The sequence below is a fragment of the Xenorhabdus cabanillasii genome (assembly GCF_003386665.1).
GTDB classification, from domain to species: domain Bacteria; phylum Pseudomonadota; class Gammaproteobacteria; order Enterobacterales; family Enterobacteriaceae; genus Xenorhabdus; species Xenorhabdus cabanillasii.
Genome location: NZ_QTUB01000001.1, coordinates 3,322,712 through 3,341,665, shown reverse-complemented (window position 1 = coordinate 3,341,665; position 18,954 = coordinate 3,322,712). Strand labels below are relative to the sequence as shown.

Below are 18,954 nucleotides of genomic sequence, written 5' to 3'. Positions count from 1 at the left end.
CTATTCTGCTTTTTAATAAGGAAAATATTTCAATATCAACACCATCCATAATGTCTTTGTCAGAAATTTACTCAACACCAAAATTTATAATTCTTAATTAAGAATTAAGTTACTAAAAATAGAAACCTACATTATCAGGTACATCAATACCATATTAACGTATGTGGAGTCATTTTTTAGTGGCATAGGCTCAGTGCCATATATTTCGAAACCAAATTTTTTATATAAATTTATAGCTGATACATTTTCTTCGATAACAGCTAATGATACTTGTTTAACATTTCCTTCCAAAAGAACTACCAGTTTTTCAATAAGTTTTTCTCCTATTTTCAAACCTCGACAGTCAGGTTTAACATAAAAACCCCAAATAGTTCCTTTATGTAAATTTTTATACTCAGTACCTCGTTGAAACCTGATCATGCCAACTAATTCATTATTTAAATAGGCTCCTAACACCAGTGAATCAGTCAATATGGTTATAAATTCCTGTTCACTTTTGGTATGTTCTTCTTCATATGTTAAACCAAAAGCATCAGGATCAGAACGTAGAGCTTCGAATCTAAGTTGTTGATATTCTGCAACATCGTTTGCTGACAATACTCTGATAAGTGGTGAAAATCCCATACTGTTTCCTGGTTATGTTCTAACTAAGAGATGTTATAAACAAATTTTGTCAAAATGGCATCAATATTAATGATCATGTGTTATATATTGCTTTTCTTTCAAAAGCCAAGGGAAAAATTCTGAATTCAAACCTTAAAAAAGGAAACCTTATGTCTGACAATAGCATTCGCACCGATCTTTTTTCACCAACTAAACTAGGAGAAATTGAACTCGCTAACCGTATAGTTATGGCACCGTTAACACGCAGTCGTGTGAATAGGGAAGGTGTCCCGAACGAACTCAACGTAACATACTATGTTCAGCGGGCCAGTGCAGGTCTGATTATTTCAGAAGCAACCAATATTTCAGCACAGGGACGCGGCTATGCGATGACTCCCGGTATCTGGACAGAAGAGCAGGTAGCTGCGTGGAAAAAAGTCACCGACGCTGTTCACATTGCTGGTGGCACAATGGTGATGCAATTGTGGCATGTCGGGCGTTGTTCACATGTCGATTTGCAACCTAACAGAGAGCCGCCGGTAGCACCGTCTGCCATTAAAGCTGATGGTAATATTTACACTGAAAACGGCATGCAGGAAGTTTCCATGCCACGTGCACTGGAAACCGATGAGATCCCCGATATTATCGAGCAATACAGACATGCTGCTGAATATGCCAAACGGGCAGGATTCGACGGTGTAGAAATCCATTCAGCCAACAACTATCTGCTGGAACAATTCATACGTGATTCAACTAACCACCGTACTGATCAATATGGCGGTTCTATTGAAAACCGAGTCCGCCTGGTTCTGGAAGTTGTTGAGGCTGTCACCGGAGTTTGGGGTGATGGTCGGGTTGGTATCCGGCTGTCTCCGGTAACAACTGAAGTAGGAAACACACCGCTTGATAGCGATGTAATGGCAACATATGGCTATCTGATTCAACAACTCAACCAGTTCAAACTGGCTTATCTGCACTTTGTTGAAGGGACGACACGAAAAGACCGAGTGATTCCTGAAGGCATTGATTTAGACAAATTAAGGTCATTGTTTGAAGGCGCTTACATCGGCAATAACGACTACAATCTGGAAATGGCCATTTCCCGTCGGGCAAAAGGAAAAATTGACGCGGTTGCATTTGGACGTCCTTTTATTTCCAACCCTGATTTGGTCGACCGTTTGCGTTATAACATTGAACTGACCAGTGTCAATAATGACGCTTATTACGGTAATGGGGCAAAAGGTTATACCGACTGGCCGAAAGCGAATTCCTAATCTGATGCTGACAGGCGGCTTAACTGAGTTGTTTCAGTGCGGCCGCCATATTTTTCTTATAGAAAATTGCTTATTTTTCTGTGAATACCAAGTGATTTTTAACACTTCAAATTCGATAAATATCAAAAATAATTAACTTCGTGATTTTTTATAAAACGGTTCATTTACGTGAAACTGTTTACCGTTGCAGACAAATTATTTAGTTTACTCGTGGTGAAAATAAACTTAATAAACAAAGTTCATTATGATCTTATTTTAATAAAGTATTTTTTTGATTCATAATGATTATGAAATTTAATATTAAGGTTGATTTATTATAACAAAGAGTACTTATGAACAGCATGAAGATATTGAATATACTAATCTTATCTATCTCGATAATGATATCATCAAATTCTCTAGCCAATGAAGTTAGAGCCAGAGATTTCGGCATTCCTTTCTCTGGAACAACCGGGAAATATAATGCAATTACCGATGTGAATGGTGTAAAAGTTGGCTATTCAACTATCATTGAGGGAAATGGAAAACTAGAAGTTGGCAAAGGCCCGATAAGAACAGGCGTAACAGCGATATTACCCAGAGGAAAAAATTTTAACCCGGTATTTTCCGGCATATTCTCTTTAAATGGAAATGGGGAGATGACAGGCAGTCAATGGGTTCAGGAGAGTGGTTTTCTGGAAACTCCGATATTAATAACCAACACTCACAGTGTCGGTGTTGTCAGAGACTCAACAATTAGCTGGATGATTGATAACAATCTAATATCACCACTAAAAGATGATTTATTTTGGTTACTACCCGTGGTTACAGAAACATGGGATGGAATATTAAATGATATAAATGGTATGCATGTAAAAAAAGAACATGTATATCATGCGTTAAATAGTGCTAAATCAGGAGTTATAAAAGAAGGTAATGTCGGTGGCGGAACCGGGATGAACCTCTTTAATTTTAAGGGCGGGACGGGTACTTCATCAAGAATTTTAGATAAAAAAGACGGAGGATATACTGTCGGTGTACTTGTTCAGGGGAATTTTGGATTTAGAGATGATCTTATTATCTCAGGGATTCAGATTGGTAAAGAAATCCAAGATATTACCCCGATATACTATGGGGATAAGAAAAAAATAAAAGATGCTGGATCTATAATAGCTGTGGTAGCTACAGACGCGCCATTAGCGCCTCACCAATTAGAAAAAATAGCTAAAAGAGTATCTCTTGGACTTGCAAAAGTAGGGGGAGTAGCCCGAAATACCAGCGGTGAAATATTTATTGCATTTTCCACTGCCAATAATAGTACTTTTTCCAGAGAGGATATAAAAACAGTAGAAATATTGCCAAATGACAAACTGGACCCGTTATATGAAGCAACCATAAATGCAACGGAAGAAGCCATAATTAATGCGATGTTTGCAGCTAAAACAATGGTTGGTAGAAATGGTAATACTTCTTATGCTATTCCTAAAGACAGAGTTAGAGAAATATTAAAAAAATATAACCTGCTCAGTAGAATCTGAAATATTTTAGCTCAAAATAAACTTTGAAATTTCGACTTTAAAATAAACGAGTTACCAACTTTTATTAAATATTATAAATTTAAAAGTGAAGTTGGTAACTCTCATGCTTCATTATTGGTCTTGTGTGTCTATACTATTTTTCATTTTGAGGGAAAAATGACCGAGTACAACATAAAACCTGCTACAAGAATCGGCAACTTATCTCTTCCTGATACCCGTACTCTTCACTGTTACCCTATATTCGCGATCTCGATTGATGAATTTTTATGGAGAACAATGCTTATTATTACTGTTTTGCAACAGTACCCTTGTTTTGTAGCTGATACCAGCTTTTAATATCTTTAATAATCGTTGCAGCATGATAATTTCCGCCACTATCCTTGAAAAAATGATCTAACCCATCATAGGTCTTAAAATAAACTCTTGGGTTATCAATAGCTTCCATCACCTTTAGTATTCCAGCCGCATCAACATTATTATCACTCATACATTGGATAACCAATAGTGGGGTTTTACTGGATTGGATCAATTTCTGATTATCAATGGATAACGACTCATACCACCATTTTGCACCATGTCCACTAACTACCATGCCAGCAGGTAAGTTATTTTTCTTTGCTGCTTCCGCAAAAGTTTTAAAACTGTTAACTGTTTCATTGGATATTTCTTCCGGAGTTTCACGCCTGATACTATGGATGACATTATCAATAAAGAAACGCCCACCACCATTAATCGAAATCGCAGCAGTAATAAAATCCGCATCAGACACTATCATATTGGTAACCAGTGCGCCTTCACTTCCTCCAATAAGGATAATATGGCGATATTTGTTTTTTAATTGATTTAATACGGTAAGGTAATCCTTAACGCGTTTTAATGGAGAATCATTCTGAATATATACCTGTGGACATGCCAAATCATCAACTTCAACCCCATCTTTGCCAATACTGCTATCAAGCCCTGCTTTTTCTACTAAAAGAATATCATTCTCAGGAAAAGTAGCGCCAAAATTTTCTATCATTTTCCGGTTATTGATAACACTGTTACAATCAGAACCCTGAATCAGAACAAGAAGATCTTCAGAAGGTGTGCTATTTCTTTTTATCAAATAATAAGTAATTTCTTTGCCATCATTTCCCCGTAGACCATATCTGGTCTCTTCAGCCATAGACTGTATAGAGGTTAAAGCAAATACGATGTAAATAAGCATTTTTTTCATAATATCCTGACCATTCTAATTAAGATAAAGTTATGCGAGATAGCCGCAATACACAAATTAACGGATAAAGCAGCAATCTTATGACAACATTTCAAAGTAACCAGGTTCACTCTGTATTTGATAGTATGCAGATATCGACCTGGATGACATTACATTAGCAAAGGCTGTAATAGATCCCACTGGTCACTATTCACGACCTGATATTACAATGTCACAACCGATTAAGGCTTGAACTATAGCTTTTAATAAAATCGATAAAGCAACGTAAGCGCGGAGAAAGTGTTTGGTTACGATAATAAACTGCATTGATCGGTTGTTTTTGCTCGAAAGTGATGTGAGGCAATATCTGTTTCAACTCTCCTGTTTCTCTCATCTCATGAGTCATGAAATCAGACAAACACACTATGCCCACACCTTTCCGAGCCAAATTACACAAAATTTCTCCGCTGTTTGCAGCGATCGTCGGCGTAATTTTAAAAACCCTTTTTATCACCATAGTACAGTGGCCATTTATTGAGACTTTCTGGTGCAGTAAATCCGAGTAAACAATGTTGTTGTAGTTCTTCAACCGTTTTAGGCTCCCCATAGCGCTGTAAATAGAGGGGGCTTGCCAGAATACGTAACTGACTATGACCTAACAATGTGGCATGCAGGGAAGAATCTGTCAGTGTCCCAATACGAAAGGCAATGTCTGTATGCTTTTCCAGCAGGTTGGTCACACCTTCATAATTGGTCAGTTCCAGTGTTATTTGCGGATAGATTTCATGAAATTGAGCAACCAGAGGCGTAACGACGTGGAGTAGAAAGGGAGTAGATGCATCCACCCGCAGAGTACCGGAAGGAATATTTTTGTGACTTATCAACACTTCTTCCGCTTCTTGCGCAAGCTTCACCACTTCACGCGCTTTTTGTAAAAATGCAGCGCCTTCTTCACTGAGTTTTATCCGTCGGGTAGTACGGTATAACAAAGTGCTATCCATTTTCTCTTCAAGGCGTAACAAAGCCCGGCTGGTAGCGGAAATAGTGAGATTCAGTCGTTCGGCAGCAGCGGTTATTGATCCGCTGTCTACCACAGAAATAAACACCTGCATTTCTTCCAGAGTAATTTTCATTTTTGCACTATATTTAATTGTTTTTATCAGATTACTAACCATTTCTGCAAAGATCAACTTAGCTCAATCACTCCTCCTTCCAGTAATGTTATTGATAATAAAAGTACTTACGGAGCCACATTATATCGGCACGCTATTCCTAATCTATTTAGTGCATTCATCATAATAGCTAACCACTCAATTGCAGCGACCTGCGTATCACTCCATAATTCCGCTGCTTTTTGATAAATATCATCTGGGATATGATCATTTTGTATTTCTGTTACCACCTCGACTAACATCAGCGCTGCCCGTTCTTTTTCTGTGAAATATTCTGTTTCTTGCCATGCCGTAAGCAGGGCAACTTTATCAATAGATTCATCCTGCTGTAGGGCATCTCTGGTATGTAACCTGATACAATATGCACACCCGTTAATCTGCGAGATACGCAATTTTAATAGATGGCAGAACCCTTCAGTAATTCCGGCAGATAAAGCCGCTTTATCTGTTTCAGCACTTACTGATAGCAGTTGCTGATAAATATCAGGGAACGTTTTTGCTAAAGAAATACGTGTCATAATGCTTTCCTTTTAACTTTTCATTAGGTAATGAATTATCATAAAACAGATAGGTTTCACTTTCTGACACCTTTTTTAAGGATTTACGATGAAAAAAACTGTGTTATTGCAACAGATGCAACTTTTCTTACAGGGCAGGCAGAAAGTGACCTTAAATGAACTTATGCAGGAATTTAATTTATCCCGCAGTAGTGTCTTACGCTATATATCCGCCTTAGAAGAACTGGGTGTTCCTTTATACTCTGAGCGGGGAAGGAACGGAGGATATGTTATTGCCCCGACATACCGGTTAACTCCGGTCAGGTTTAGTGCGGATGAAATTCATGCAATGTTATTTGCTATTTCAGGTATGCATGTTTTGCAATCCACGCCTTTCAATCTGCAATTTCGCAGTATTTCGGAAAAGCTAAAGCAGGTTCTGCCCCATGATGAAAAATTGAGGGAAGATAAATTGCGTAAGCACTTAGGTATACGTACTGTAAAGCAGATCAATCCGATCAGAAAACTGGATATACTGCTAAACCATATTCTGCAACAGGAAAATCTGGAGATAACTTATCATAACGAAACGATTTTTATTTATCCTATTGCAATGTGGTTTGAAACCGGAAAATGGTTTTTGGCTGTATTTGATTATGAAGAACAAGATTTACGGGTGTTACGTTGTAACGTAATCCAGTCATTTCATCCGACGACAAAGTCATTAATCGTTCCTGAAAATGTTCGATTTACAGATTTTAATCTGTTTAATTTCGATCAGCTAAGGCAGAAAGAACAGCAACATTATTTTCAGATAAAAATAAAAAGATCAGGCATTGAGCATTATCATGGAAAGCCATTCTCACATATTGTTTTGCAATTAACTGATGATGATAGTGCGTTAATATCTGGTCATTATCATAAGGAAGAGCTTGGTTATCTATTGGATTATATCAATGGCTTTTCTCAGCATTTGATTGATATTAATCCAGAAAAATTAAAGCGAATGTATATTGATGAAATTAGAGTACGTTTGCATCAGTTGGAGTAAGTGCTTTGCTGAGAAAAAAGCCTCTCATTAGAGGCTTTTTTGAGAATCTTATATTTTCTTACCTTCATACTTACCAACATAAACATTCATGCCACAGACATATAGCTTTTTGAAACCTTTTAAATACCATTTGATTCCATTTTCATTACGTATATCAAGAAAGACAATACCTTCTTTAACAAGATATTTAGTATATACACCATTGTTATAAAGTTCAGGAGAAGAATAACAATTATTCCAGGGAATATCTGTGTTTGCTGATGCAGTTCCAATGCCGCTAGTTAATGTAATAACTGCTGATAATACTCCACCTACAAATAATTTCCTAAACATAAAAACCTTTCATTAACAGTTTATTATGGTTTGAACTTATCAAATCATATTTGATAATACACGATAAATATAATCATCACAAAATTATTTTACCATTTCAAAATTTAGAAACTATATATATTTTTATTTTATATTGGAAGTTTAGATGGTGTTGTAAAAGACCGTTAAAACCAGCTAATAAGGGAATATATTGTTCATTATACGTGCCAAAACCCCGTCGTTTTAAACGGGGTTTATCTGCATCATAAACTTACCATGATAATAATTTTCTCTGGCGAATTAGTATTTTCTTCCTTGATAATAAGCTTGATAGGCTTTCCTTCCAGTATTATATTTACACTCTCCATTTCCAATCTTTCCTTTAAAATACCATGTAATACCATACCTTTCAAAGGTATTTGCAAAATTATTTGTAGGGTTAACAACATACATTTCATAAAGGTTGCCGGTAAGATGTTTTGGTACGTTCTCAACCTGACAATTATTTAGTGCCATTGCATTACTACTCAATAAAAAACCCGCAGCAAATGCCCCTACCATTAATAATTTCTTAAACATAAACATTCTCCTGTAATAGTCTTAAAATTTGTAACTTAAATACATCAATTATCAAATTGTTTTTGATAACGCGCGTTAAATCTAAATCATCATCTGACGATGTTACCATTTCAAAATTTAATAACAATCTATACATTTCATTCTAAATTATAAATCTAATTTCTATTATCATAATTTATGATAAATTATCATGTTATTATTAGTTATATAAGATAATTATTTATAATTGAGATTTAATGGGATGAAATGTTTTTGAATTGTTAATGAAGAGAATGTTATATAAACTCAGTAAATGACTTTTTAAAAGACAGTTAAAACAGGTTCATAAGAAAAATAGGAGATGTTTTTTTCTTAAAAAGAAAAAACCCCGTCATTTTTAACGAGGTTTATTATATTTATTAAGAGATTATGCAGAAAAAATTTGGAATAGAATTCCAGACTACTCTACCAGATTACTCTACCTAAATAGTAAGCACCAAAGCCTTTGTGTGGTCCTTTAAATAAACACTGACCAGTTTTACGTTGTAATTCCCATTTGATTTTTTTTCCAACATCTTCTTCATACTTGTTATATGTCACAGCAAAATTATTATAAGGATTAATAACATGTTTCTCATACAACGGACCTTTGTCGTCATGTCTTACTAAGGTTACTCTCTGGCTAGGGCAGGGTTTTAGTTTTGCCGATTCAGGCCCAATTTCCGCGATTAATTCTGTTGCCGAAGCAGTCCCAATTCCTGCTATTAATGCTGTTGCCAATGCTCCACCAACTAATAATTTTTTGAACATAAAAGTTCTCCTGTCATAGTTTTATAATTTTCAGATTAAATGTGTCTTTTATAAAAAAATATTATAACGCAGGCCAAATCTAAATCATTATATAATGAAGTTGCAATTTTAAAATTTGAAACAACCAATATATTAAATTTCATATTATAAACTTGCCTCTCATTATCATAATTTATGATAAGTAATTACGACAGCATTAGTTATACAAATGGAGTGTTTTATTTGTAATTGCAACGCATTAAATCAAAACTATATTTATTTAAATAAATCAAATTATTATTTGGTTATTATTCTATCTTCGTTAACATAGGCATATCATTTTAATAATGATGATGTTATTTTTTATAAGAGTAAATAAATACAAAAAACAATAAACTTACAGTCAGGCTGACTTTTATTTAGGGAATTCAGACAAAGGCAATTATAAATATTCAAGTGGGGAAGTTATAAAAACAATGGATCGTATAAATACCACTCAGTCTACAGCACCGATATCATCGGTTATCAATATGCAAGGACTAACCCGTGTTTATCAGCAAGGTGAAAAGGATGAAACGCCAGTTCTGAAAAATATCACAGCACAAATTTTTGCCGGTCAGAGTTGCGCTATTGTTGGAACATCGGGTTCAGGTAAAAGCACATTACTGAATATTCTCGGCCTGCTGGATAAACCCACCGCCGGGAAATATTTTCTTTGCGGCGTTGATATGTCAACGGCAGATGATGATCTTCGCGCCAGAATGCGCAATAAAGAAATTGGTTTTGTTTTCCAAAGCTTCCATTTACTGCCCAGAATGACAGCGACAGAAAATGTCGCTCTGCCGCTTCTTTATCGTGGTATTTCTGCCTCACAGGCTCATAAAATTGCCAGAGATAAACTGCATTTGGTGGGGCTTTCTCACCGTGCCGGACATTACCCGGCAGATTTATCCGGCGGGCAGCGTCAGCGAGTGGCACTCGCCAGAGCATTAGTCGGAGAACCTTCATTACTGTTGGCTGATGAACCCACCGGCAATCTGGATCAACAAACAGCGGAAGAAATTTTATTGCTGCTTTCTTCTCTTCACACAGACAACGCGATGACGCTGGTCGTAATAACCCATGATGCTATGGTCGCAAACCATATGCAGCGTGAATTACGCATGATTGATGGGCAATTACATGAAATCAGAGGAATGACAATGCATGCATGATAAAAGCCAGTTCAGCAATTATTCCCGCAGAAACTACGGCATGTCGGCATTAATGATGTGGAGAGAAGCCTGGCGTAATTTAATGGCAACAGGGAGAAGCACGTTGCTTGCTTTATCGGGGATTGCTATTGGCTGTGCGTCTGTGGTGGCATTTGTGAATACCGGACATAACGCCACTCTTTCTGCATTGAAGATGTTCAGCGGGCTTGATATCAACGTCATTACAACAAATCTATATTCCTACCATGGTGGTATCGATAGTGATTCAATTAAAATATCTGACCTGAAAACAGCTATTCCCAGTTTATCTTCAGTTGCACCGTGGATTTATTATCCTTCCCCTGTACGCTATAACGGAAAAACAGAAAATCTTATTCTGATAGGCTCCACGGCAGAACTTGAAGAAGTTATGCAACTGCAACTTCGTTATGGCCGATTTATCTCTGATTATGATCAGCACTCGACTTATCTGGTCATTGGTAATGAAGTCGCCGTTACTCTCGGTGAAGGGGACGCATCACGGATACTTGGAAAACAAATTCAGATTGGTGATTATTTATATACAGTCATTGGTATTTTCGATGTAAAAGGGCAAAACCCTATTTTTCCTTTTTCACTGGACTCGGTCGTTGTAGTTCCTCTTAATGCCATGCGTAAAATATCACCCAGTGCAGATCTGAATGGCATTATTTCCCGCACTGTAACAAGTGCCACCACAGAAGCCGATGCAAATAACTTATTAACGTTCTTTAAGCATAAGTTTCCCACAGTTGACATTGATGTTCGGGTTGCTCAACAACTACTGAAAGGGCAGACAGAACAAAGTAAAACCTTTGCTTTTATGTTGATCGGGTTGGCGGGGATTTCGCTGCTCACCGGCGGTATTGCAATTTCAAATGTGATGCTGATGAATGTTTCGGCCCGGCGAAAAGAGATTGGGTTGCGGATGGCTTTAGGGGCAAGAACTCAGGATATCCGGCGTCTTTTTTTGTATGAAGCTGCGGCACTGACGTTTGCCGGCGCAATCCTTGGTGCACTAGTCGGTGTCATCGTCGCCTTTCTTTTTGTTGTTTATTCTGGCTGGTCATTTTCTCTGGCTCCTTTATCTATTCCGTTAGGAATAGGGAGCTCAATCTTGGCAGGACTTATCTCCGGCTTTTATCCCGCGCATAAAGCCTCTCAAATGGAACCGGTACAGGCATTACGTGATGATTAAAAAATATTTCCTTTATAGCTCTCTGACTTTGTTCTCCTGTTTTTCTCAAACAGGAATCTCTGCATCTGAACAGGGACGATTAGCTTTAGCAAAACCTGATTACAGTCTGAGCCGGGAAACTTCTGAAGAAGTGATCGGCCTGTCGTTGAGTGACGCGATATCGCTTGGCTTAAGGAATAACTACGCAATCCGCAGTATTTATCTGGATCGCATCGCCCAGAAATTTGATTTACGGGTGGCAGAGGACCGATTCACACCAAAGTTACAGCTAAGCGGACGTTATATTGCGGGTAAAAACCAGGATGCAAGTTTCAGGAAAGTTAACCTTTCTCCCAATGCCACGTTGCTCACTCCTTTGGGGACGCGTTTCACACTTTCCTGGACGCGTGAGAACAATAACTCGGAGATAAACAAACTTCACAATGATGGTGCAAGTATTACTGTAATACAGCCTCTTTTACGGGGGGCAGGAACCGATATTAATAATGCCCCGATCTTACTGGCAAAACTCCGGGAACAAACCAACCGGTTGAATTTAAAAGCCACTATTTCCGATTCCATCACACAAATTATTCTGGCCTACCATGCATTACTCCGTGCTCAGGAGCAACAAGCATTATCTGTCGCTTCCCTTAAACGTATGCAGAAATTAGTGGAGACGAACAAAGAGTTAATTGATGCCGGCAGAATGGCTCAGACAGATATCATCCAGACGCAGGCTGATCTGGCCATGCAGGAACTGTCGGCAAAAGAGGCTGAAAATAATGTGCATACCGCAAAGCTGGCATTACTTAAATTACTTGCCCTGAGCCTTAAAACTCCCATCCAGGCGACCGATACGCTGGAAGGAACTCACGTCAGTCTGAATGTTGAACAATCCATTAAAAAAGCGCAGGCTCAGCAGCCGGGTTATCTTATCCATTTACTTTCCGCAAAAGCGGCAGATATTCAATTATTGCAGGCCAGAGATAACCGGCTCTGGGATTTATCATTAGTTGGAGGAACATCCCAGTATCGTTCATCCTCTTCTGAAACCCGCAACTGGGAAAATTATGTGGGTATACAACTGGATATTCCAATCGGTGATATGACCCGGAAACAAGCAGAAGTTCAGGCCAAGGTTGATGTCCAGAAGCAGGCATTACATCTGGAAGAAGCCAAAATAAATCTGGAACAAAGAGTCATCAATGCTATCCGGGATACAGAATCACGCTGGCAGGAATATCAGTTAGCAATAAAAGCCAGTTCACTTTCTCAAAAGAAACTCGAAATTGAACAGGAAAAATTACAGGCAGGGCGATCCAGTAACTTTCAGGTTCTGAGTTTTGAAACCGACTTGAGAAATGCCGAAAATGCACGCCTGAATACACTTATCCAGTATCTTAATGCTCAGGCTGAACTGGATCAAATTCTTGGCACGACACTGGAAAGCTGGGAGATCGTTCTCAATGACTAAACGTTATCAGTGGGCCATCGCTGGCGTATTTGTAGTAGTGATCTGTTTTTTTGCTTTGTTATTTTCAGGGTATTTGTCCTCAAAAGAACCGCCAGATCAGGGATCAGTGCAGTGGATTGAAGTAAAACACAGACTTATAGAAAAACAATTAGGTCTGGTAGGCAAGCTGCAATCCGGGCGTCTTGAAACCATCCCCGCGCCATTTGATGCCATTATCAAACAAGTTTTAGTCAAAGAAGGGCAACAAGTGAAAGCTGGCCAGACATTAGTGATACTTGATACCCGCAAGCTGGATATTGAACTTCGGCAGGCGCAGGTTGAAATGATCAAAGCCTCATCTGCCGTTGAGCAATTGCATGATTGGGAAAATAGTCAGGAAGTTATCCGGGCCAGAAGAAATGTCGAAAATGCGAATCATATGGTGATGGAATTAAAAAATAATCTGGCAAAAACACAGGCACTTTTTTCACGGGGCATCGTTCCACGAATGGAAGTGGAAAACCTTGAGCAGCAACTTCGCCGCCAGTCAACGGAACTCGCTTCAGTACGGGATGATCTGGAATCCACCCGACAAAAAGGAAACGCCAATAATGTGCATGTTGCCAAGATGGAATTACAGAATGCAACAAGCCGCTATCAGGCGCTACAGGAGCAGTCCACTCAGAAAGAAATTAAAGCACCCTTTTCTGGCGTCATGCTCAAGGCGGCTCAGGGAGAAAACGGAAAAAATTTAACGATTCAGACTGGCGTCCGGGTTACCGAAGGAATGCCTTTACTGGAAATTATGGATACAACTCAGTACCAGGTATTGGCAAAAGTTGAAGAGGGAGATCTCGCCAAAATTAAAGAAGGGCAGGCAGTAAAAATTAGCGGAGAAGGGTTTTCTGATCATCTTCTGGATGGCGAAATTGAAACTATTGCCATGCAAAGCGCGAATAACGATAAATCAGGCTCGGCAATTTATTACGATGTTGTGATTAAAGTGACTTCACCCATGAGCCAGAATTACCCCATCAGACCCGGAATGAGTGCCAAGGTAAATATTGTTATTTATCGCAATGAACAGGGCATTGTTGTGCCAGAAAAAGCATTAACTCACAGTAGCGATGGACAAGTAACCGTAACCTGGCGCCCGGATTTAAAAAGCCCGACGGTATCTCGTCGGGTAACTGTCGGGGAAGCTATGCCGGAAGGTATGGAAGTTCACGGGCTGGAAAAGGGATTTATCGCGTTACCTCGTTGAAAAGCTACCGAGAGGCAACTTGAAAAACGAAAGGTATATATTTCTGTTAGCTTATCGCCAGATAATCGGTATAACCTTCCTGATTGCCCCCGAAAAATTTCTCTCTTATCGGCTGGTTTAGTTCCAGCCCATTGGCAAGACGGTAGGGTAGATCTGGGTTAGCAATAAAAGAACGGCCAAACCCGATCAGATCCGCCCAGTCTTTAGTCAGAGCTTCTTCAGCGCGTTCCAATGTGTATTTTCCAGAATATATCAGCGTACCGTGATAAATCATGCGGAACGCTTCTTTGAAGGCGACTGGCATAACAGGAGCATCTTCCCAATCCGCTTCAGCAATATGAACATAGGCCACTCCGATATCATTAAGCACACTCGCGGCAGCCAGATAAGTTGCTTCGGGGGTATCGTCTTTTGAGCCCATCAGGGTTGTGAGTGGTGCCAGGCGAACACCTAGCTTATCTTTACCTATTGCGGCAGCTACTGACATAGCGACTTCTTTCAAAAAACGTAACCGTTTTTGTAAAGTTCCGCCATACTCGTCATCCCGTAAGTTAGACTGGGAGTCAATAAACTGATTAATCAGATAACCATTCGCTGCATGAAGCTCTGCGCCATCAAAACCTGCTGCAATAGCATTTTTTGCTGCTTGAACATAATCAGCTACGATATCAGGAATTTCATCAAGTGCCAGTGCTCGTGGCTGCGAGTGTTGTACCATTTCACCGAAACCATGTTCAGGTCCACGGCCTTCAACATCCACAAAAACTTTTACGCCTTCTGCTTGAAGGGCAGAGGGAGAAACAGGCGCAGCATTATTAGGTTGCAGAATAGTGTGTGAAACTCGTCCTACATGCCATAATTGAGCAAAAATTTTGCCACCTGCCTTATGTACTGCATCTGTTACTTTTTTCCATCCTATTACGTGCTCAGGTTTATAAATACCCGGTGTCCATGCATATCCTTGTCCCTGCTGACTGATTTGTGTCCCTTCGCTGATAATAAGCCCTGCACTGGCACGTTGTGCATAATATTGAGCCATCAAATCAGTAGCTACACCGTCTGCTCCTGCCCGCGAACGAGTCATCGGTGGCATAACAATACGATTAGATAACAACAAGCCATTCAGAGAATAGTGTTCAAAAAGCATAATAAATCTCATATAGGTAATATTTGATTAAGAAGGGTTTTATTATCATGAGATAAATTACTCTAAAAAAGAGCAATAAACGCAGAAGTCTTTTACTGATATTGCAAAAATACAATGATAGGAAAGGGAGCGGAACATGCTAATCACCCGGTAATCCACTGAAAACCAATCAGACTGTGCGATTAGCGAAAATCACGCAAAGGGTGATCATAAGCCTTCAGCACTAAAGCGTGTTAGTCTGTATGGATTTAACGCAGCCTGTTCTGTGTCATTTATTATTTCTTCCTGCGCCAATCGACATATCAGTGGTGCAAGTGTAATTGCTGAATGCATGCTGATCATATATAAGCCACGATAATCAGCAACTTTTCCAACAATGGGCATTTCATCTTTAGGAATTGGGCGCATGCCAACAGAAGCCTTTCCTAAGCATAGACTATCACTGCCTATAAAGGCTTTTTTTATGACAGGTAAGGCATTCAGTGCGATACATGTAGCGCTGTTTTCAGGACAATCATTTAAATAATCTTCTGCTGCAAGCAAAGTTGTTCCTGATATCGGACGTACTTCCATATCAGGAGTTGAGATAATGTGGCGTACAAAAGGAGTTTCAGCCTGATGTTGATATTGCACGATGATAGAAGGAGATGCAGATAAGGGAAGTTGTTCCCCCAATTTTTCCATCAGAGAAATTATACCGACACCGGCAGTTAGTATAACCTGATCAGCACAGATAACTCCCTGTGATGTAGCAATTCCGAGAATTTGTTTGCCATCATAGTTAATGGCAGTCACTTCCGTTTCCGGTAGATAGGTGACACCGTTGTTTAGGGCTTCCTGTAAAAGTACTTGTGTTGCGTGAAGAGGATCAACAGCACCTTCTTCTGTTGCAAAGGCAGCAAGCTCCGGGAGGGTTGCAAGCTGTGGTTCCAGTGTCTGAAGTTCAGTTTTCGTCAATGCTTTAACATTAAAGTCCGATTCACTATAAGCATCGATAAATTCACGGGTTGCAGATTCAGTTTCCTGCCAACTGATAGCACCTGACCAATTTATATTTAACTTTCCGTTTGTCTGTCTGTCGAGATAATGCCACTCATTGATTGCCTGCTGCCTGAGTTTGCTGTAAGCATCCGGTCTACCATAAGAAACATTGAGCCATGCAAAGGCCTGTTTAGTCACTCCGTTACCCGCCTGTCCTTTATCAATCAGGATAATTTCGCCATTATAGTGGCAAGATAAACACCATGCCAGCGTTGTGCCTACAAAACCGGCACCAACAATAACAATTTTATTATTTTTCGTCGTATTCATGGTTCATAATCTGTCTATTATTATGCACTTAAAAAATAGATTATAAGCATAATGTTCAGCAAGAGAAAATATGCTGTAGTTTGTCAATTCCTTTATCTGTCCTTTTCCCAATATACTTTACTCATTATGAAAAAAGGCCATAAGGACAAAGTTGTTTTTGTGTTGTCGTTATTTATAGGAACTGTAACCCATATCGGCCAGGATACATTTACATACGATACAGTTTTTTGGTCGAACTAATTTCTCTACTACAGTTCCGTGTTTTTCATTCCATTACCAATGAGCAGGGGATAGGTATATCTGTTCAATCAAAATCTATTAGCATTTAGAAAGACAAGTAACTTTATGATTATTCTGAAGTGGAAAAAAGATAATGATGAACTCAATGGCCTATCAATTAAATTTAACATAATATACATTAGGCGAACCAATGATGTAATAGCAAAGTTGTAATGTCCTCTCTGGGCTAAGTTTTGGGTCGCACCTTAGAGTTTGTTAAATTAGTTCAAGATAAACTCGATAATAGTCGCTCACAAAGCATACCTGCTGGTGATGATCCACCTAGCAAGAGCCGTAAACAGTCGACAGAAAAGAAATCTCAACGTGCTTTAAATTATGACGATATGCTCAACGCTCTGGTAAAACTTCAGTCACGATCATCAGAGGAAATATTTGGAGCGAAAGCAACCAATCATACTGGGTAATATCTGGATGCCATTAATTTAGCAGTAAAGCCTGAATAATCAGGTCTACACAAAAACCATTCCCTGTTATTCTTGATACTGGCTGAAACGCAGAAGATAACCATCTGGATCTTGAACTAAGAATTCTCTTTGACAAGAATCGTCATCTCCTGTGATGTAATGATTCAACTTAACATTTTGATATAATTTAATATTGTTCTCATTGAGCCGGGAGAGAATGGGATCTATATCATCAACTTCAATTTGGAAATTAACCCCGCGTCCTAGTGGTCTAATAAGTTCAGCTGTATTCCAGCCTTCAGTGTGCTGTTGCTCAAGCATTAATTGAGCTTCCCCAAAATTAATGTAAGCAAATTCAGGTTCATTTCGCTTGAACATTATAGTAAAGCCAAGAATATCAACGTAAAAATATAGGGATATTTGGAAATCGGTGACGGTTAGTTCGGGAACCATGCGGTTCCAATAGCGCTCTTTCATCTTTGTCATTATTGAGGTTTTTCTCTGCGTTCACATTTAACTTAAATTGAGATATTTATTTATAATACACGCATAAATCAGGACATTTCAACTTTGCTGAAAGGCGGACATTTCTACTTAGCCTTGACAATTCAAGCTAAAAATAAAAGCTCTATGATTAGCATTTCCATCTCTAGCAAAGAAATCACCTTCCTAACGATCTCTTACTATCCTATCCAATAAAAAAACGCTCTCAATTGGCGTTGTATACAAATTGCAAATAACATTACTGTAGCTGTCAACATGTCGTAGGCAACTTGCAAACAAATTTTATAGAATAAGAAATTATGGTGAACGGAAGCTGCTAATGAGCAACGAATCTACATTGAAAACTACCCTGAAGACTTGTATTGGATTAACAAAAAATATGTTGACATATGCTTGACTTAGCATATACCATACATATGCCTAATTATTCAGTGAGTAGGGAGGGTGTATTATGAAAACAAGAACAGTTTCTGTGTTTAAAAAATGGTAATAACCGAGCCATTCGCTTACCGAAAGATTTTGACTTTGATGGAGTGAACGAATTAGAGATTGTCCGTGATGGTGATAGCATCATCCTACGCCCAGCAAAACTTAATTGGCTTTCATTTAAAGAAGAAGAAAAAGCAGATAATGATTTCCTGACTGAACGTAATGATGTTATCGAAGATGGGCGGGTTATTCTGTGAAAAAGGTCTACATGCTTGATACAAACATTTGCTCTTTCATTATGAGAGAACGACCCGTATATCTGCTTGAAAAATTGCAAGAGTGTGTGATGAAACGCCATACTATTGTGGTTTCAGCAATCACCTATTCAGAAATGCGTTTTGGCGCAATAGGAAAAAAAGCATCACCTAAACATAATGTTTTAGTTGACGCATTTTGTGAACGTCTTGATGCTATTCTGGCTTGGGATAAGAAAGCAATAGACGCAACAGTTTTGATAAAAAAATGTTTATCTGATGCTGGAATGTCAATAGGCAATAATGATACAGCAATAGCCGGTCATGCAATCGCGGTTAATGCAATATTGATAACAAATAATACCCGTGAATTTTCTCGAGTCGAAGGGCTTAAACTCGAAGATTGGACAAAACCTTAAAACCAGCGATGATAGGAACAAGCACAAAGCCCAATACTTACAGATCAATCAATGGATAACTGCTGATGGTCTCTGATTAGGGGATT

Annotated in this window: 17 protein-coding genes and 3 pseudogenes; 10 read left to right on the top strand and 10 right to left on the bottom strand. The window is 38.7% G+C overall.

From position 1 onward, the window contains the following. Window positions 1-126: 126 nt before the first annotated feature. Entirely contained in the window at window positions 127-624 is a 498-nt protein-coding gene (locus BDD26_RS15160; RefSeq protein WP_115827008.1) for a GNAT family N-acetyltransferase, read from the bottom strand. Window positions 625-773: 149 nt separating this feature from the next. On the opposite strand from BDD26_RS15160, the gene BDD26_RS15155 reads away from it, so the two are divergent. Further along, the gene (locus BDD26_RS15155) at window positions 774-1,877 is read left to right on the top strand and encodes an alkene reductase (protein ID WP_115827007.1); all 1,104 of its coding nucleotides are present in this window, start codon (window positions 774-776) and stop codon (window positions 1,875-1,877) included. A 332-nt stretch (window positions 1,878-2,209) separates the two neighbouring features. Then, the gene (locus tag BDD26_RS15150) at window positions 2,210-3,394 is read left to right on the top strand and encodes a DmpA family aminopeptidase (protein ID WP_115827006.1); all 1,185 of its coding nucleotides are present in this window, start codon (window positions 2,210-2,212) and stop codon (window positions 3,392-3,394) included. Between the two features lie 286 nt (window positions 3,395-3,680). Here BDD26_RS15150 and BDD26_RS15145 read toward each other — a convergent pair whose 3' ends face one another. The 3 genes and pseudogenes from BDD26_RS15145 to BDD26_RS15135 all read right to left on the bottom strand — a co-directional run bounded on the left by BDD26_RS15145 (window position 3,681) and on the right by BDD26_RS15135 (window position 6,282). After that, window positions 3,681-4,613: an acyl-CoA thioester hydrolase/BAAT C-terminal domain-containing protein gene (locus BDD26_RS15145; protein WP_115827005.1), complete on the bottom strand. Its 933-nt coding sequence runs from the start codon at window positions 4,611-4,613 to the stop codon at window positions 3,681-3,683. Between the two features lie 211 nt (window positions 4,614-4,824). Further along, window positions 4,825-5,725: pseudogene (locus BDD26_RS15140) on the bottom strand (LysR substrate-binding domain-containing protein). A gap of 107 nt (window positions 5,726-5,832) precedes the next feature. Further along, window positions 5,833-6,282, bottom strand: coding sequence for a carboxymuconolactone decarboxylase family protein (locus tag BDD26_RS15135; protein ID WP_115827004.1), 450 nt, complete (start codon window positions 6,280-6,282; stop codon window positions 5,833-5,835). A gap of 88 nt (window positions 6,283-6,370) precedes the next feature. Here BDD26_RS15135 and BDD26_RS15130 point away from each other — a divergent pair, with 88 nt between their 5' ends. Further along, a complete protein-coding gene (locus BDD26_RS15130) occupies window positions 6,371-7,312 on the top strand; it encodes a helix-turn-helix transcriptional regulator (protein WP_115827003.1) in 942 nt (313 codons plus the stop codon). 48 nt (window positions 7,313-7,360) lie between these two features. On the opposite strand, the gene BDD26_RS15125 is transcribed toward BDD26_RS15130, so the two are convergent. The 3 genes from BDD26_RS15125 to BDD26_RS15115 form a co-directional block, all read right to left on the bottom strand. Beyond that, window positions 7,361-7,645: a hypothetical protein gene (locus BDD26_RS15125; RefSeq protein WP_038266040.1), complete on the bottom strand. Its 285-nt coding sequence runs from the start codon at window positions 7,643-7,645 to the stop codon at window positions 7,361-7,363. A 279-nt stretch (window positions 7,646-7,924) separates the two neighbouring features. After that, on the bottom strand, window positions 7,925-8,203 hold the full coding sequence (locus tag BDD26_RS15120; protein WP_115827002.1) for an LCI fold-containing protein: 279 nt from the start codon (window positions 8,201-8,203) through the stop codon (window positions 7,925-7,927). Between the two features lie 444 nt (window positions 8,204-8,647). Then, complete coding sequence (locus BDD26_RS15115; RefSeq protein ID WP_115827001.1) at window positions 8,648-8,992, bottom strand: hypothetical protein; 345 nt, start codon at window positions 8,990-8,992, stop codon at window positions 8,648-8,650. A gap of 455 nt (window positions 8,993-9,447) precedes the next feature. Here BDD26_RS15115 and BDD26_RS15110 point away from each other — a divergent pair, with 455 nt between their 5' ends. The 4 genes from BDD26_RS15110 to BDD26_RS15095 are packed head-to-tail and all read left to right on the top strand — an operon-like array spanning window position 9,448 to window position 14,100. Then, window positions 9,448-10,185: an ABC transporter ATP-binding protein gene (locus tag BDD26_RS15110; RefSeq protein WP_115827000.1), complete on the top strand. Its 738-nt coding sequence runs from the start codon at window positions 9,448-9,450 to the stop codon at window positions 10,183-10,185. Continuing rightward, entirely contained in the window at window positions 10,178-11,401 is a 1,224-nt protein-coding gene (locus BDD26_RS15105) for an ABC transporter permease (protein WP_115826999.1), read from the top strand. The genes BDD26_RS15110 and BDD26_RS15105 overlap by 8 nt, the downstream gene beginning before the upstream one ends. Continuing rightward, entirely contained in the window at window positions 11,394-12,857 is a 1,464-nt protein-coding gene (locus tag BDD26_RS15100) for a TolC family protein (RefSeq protein ID WP_115826998.1), read from the top strand. Before BDD26_RS15105 ends, BDD26_RS15100 begins: the two co-directional genes overlap by 8 nt. Beyond that, window positions 12,850-14,100 carry an HlyD family secretion protein gene (locus BDD26_RS15095; protein WP_115826997.1) on the top strand — a complete coding sequence of 417 codons (1,251 nt, stop codon included), beginning with the start codon at window positions 12,850-12,852 and terminating at the stop codon, window positions 14,098-14,100. The genes BDD26_RS15100 and BDD26_RS15095 overlap by 8 nt, the downstream gene beginning before the upstream one ends. Window positions 14,101-14,146: 46 nt before the next feature. On the opposite strand, the gene BDD26_RS15090 is transcribed toward BDD26_RS15095, so the two are convergent. Further along, the gene (locus BDD26_RS15090) at window positions 14,147-15,247 is read right to left on the bottom strand and encodes an alkene reductase (protein WP_115826996.1); all 1,101 of its coding nucleotides are present in this window, start codon (window positions 15,245-15,247) and stop codon (window positions 14,147-14,149) included. 207 nt (window positions 15,248-15,454) lie between these two features. After that, on the bottom strand, window positions 15,455-16,558 hold the full coding sequence (locus tag BDD26_RS15085; protein ID WP_115826995.1) for an NAD(P)/FAD-dependent oxidoreductase: 1,104 nt from the start codon (window positions 16,556-16,558) through the stop codon (window positions 15,455-15,457). 473 nt (window positions 16,559-17,031) lie between these two features. On the opposite strand from BDD26_RS15085, the pseudogene BDD26_RS15080 reads away from it, so the two are divergent. Beyond that, a pseudogene (locus BDD26_RS15080) lies at window positions 17,032-17,262 on the top strand (ISNCY family transposase); the annotation flags it as partial. A gap of 66 nt (window positions 17,263-17,328) precedes the next feature. Here the strand turns inward: BDD26_RS15080 and BDD26_RS15075 are convergent. Continuing rightward, the gene (locus tag BDD26_RS15075) at window positions 17,329-17,748 is read right to left on the bottom strand and encodes a bleomycin resistance protein (RefSeq protein ID WP_244922748.1); all 420 of its coding nucleotides are present in this window, start codon (window positions 17,746-17,748) and stop codon (window positions 17,329-17,331) included. Between the two features lie 469 nt (window positions 17,749-18,217). Here BDD26_RS15075 and vapB point away from each other — a divergent pair. Together vapB and BDD26_RS15065 are read left to right on the top strand one after the other, a co-directional pair. Beyond that, window positions 18,218-18,452, top strand: a pseudogene (vapB, locus tag BDD26_RS15070) (type II toxin-antitoxin system VapB family antitoxin). Next, window positions 18,449-18,868: a type II toxin-antitoxin system VapC family toxin gene (locus BDD26_RS15065; protein ID WP_115826993.1), complete on the top strand. Its 420-nt coding sequence runs from the start codon at window positions 18,449-18,451 to the stop codon at window positions 18,866-18,868. The pseudogene vapB and the gene BDD26_RS15065 overlap by 4 nt, the downstream one beginning before the upstream one ends. Window positions 18,869-18,954 lie beyond the last annotated feature (86 nt).